Source organism: Parafrankia soli, assembly GCF_001854695.1.
Classification (GTDB): Bacteria; Actinomycetota; Actinomycetes; order Frankiales; family Frankiaceae; genus Parafrankia; species Parafrankia soli.
Map to the genome: position 1 here is coordinate 1 of NZ_MAXA01000197.1, position 1,157 is coordinate 1,157.

General features: G+C 64.6%; 1 protein-coding gene. It reads right to left on the reverse strand.

Translation table 11 applies throughout. The features are described 5' to 3' along the window. Positions 1-81: 81 nt before the first annotated feature. A complete protein-coding gene (locus tag BBK14_RS15485) occupies positions 82-702 on the reverse strand; it encodes a transposase (protein WP_071063173.1) in 621 nt (206 codons plus the stop codon). Between the last annotated feature and the right edge of the window lie 455 nt (positions 703-1,157).

Below are 1,157 nucleotides of genomic sequence, written 5' to 3' on the forward strand. Positions count from 1 at the left end.
CGCTACGTGGCGGACGGTGGCGCCGCCCGGGACAGGCTCGTCAACGGATGTGACACCAACCCCGGGTTGCCTGCTCCGTTCCTACCGAACCCCCAGGGTGCGCAGCTCGTCGCCGGCGTAGGCGACGGCGTGCAGGCGGCGGCCGGGCATGGCGGCGGCGAGTTTCTCCACGGCGCGCGCGGCCAGCCACAGCCGGGATGCCGAGGTGGTGTCCTTGCACACCAGCCGGGCCTGGACCGGCAGGCACACCGGCCGGTCCAGCATGGGCAGGGCGACGACGATCCCGACGATGACCCAGTTGTTGCCGTAGCCGACCTGGCGGGCATCGAGGGCCGAGCTGTCGTGGAACCAGCCCGCCGCCCACACCTTCTTCCCGCGGCGGTGGAACAGGGTGTCGTCGACGGCCACGGTCACCGGCGCACCGGCGGGAACCAGCAGGCGCACCACCAGACGGGCCAGGACCACCCCGACCTCGTCGACCGACCAGACCGCGGCGGCGAAGAACCGGTGCGCCCGGTCGTGCGGCCAGATCCGCGACAGCCCCGCCCCCACCAGCATTCCGCACACCGTGCGCCGGCCCGTCACGGACAGCATCCCGCAGACCAGGGCGCGGAACACCTGGAACGTCGGCGCAGTGAAACACGGCCGGAAATCGGCCAGGAGAACCGCCAGGGAAGACGGTACAGTCAGATCCGGGAGCATCGGCGTCCACGCTTTCGAGCTGGGCTACGAAGCGCCGATGCTCCCGCCACCAGCCCGTCGGGCAGCCTGCTTTCCCTTCCCGGCACGCCACAGCCGTGCCACATCCGGACACGAACACACCCGGTCAATGAGTTAACTCAACGCGCTCCGCTATCCGCATGAAGCGATCAAGAAAACTGCGAAACACGAGTGAACTGGAAAAAATGAAAACCAACTGAAATTTATTGTGTTTACGTTGTTTCAGTTGCGCGGACACTAAGAGAATGGTAAGGACTTTGAGTCTAGATTCGTGACGACAGCGTCCACAATAAAGCTGCAGGTCAAACGACCGCTGACGCGATCACCAAAATTCGCGATCTCATAATCGCAAAAGAGACGCAGCACGTTGTGGTTCGGATCACAAAATCTACATTGGCAAAATTCCCGGCTAAGAAGCCCTGGTCCGCGCGGCGCTC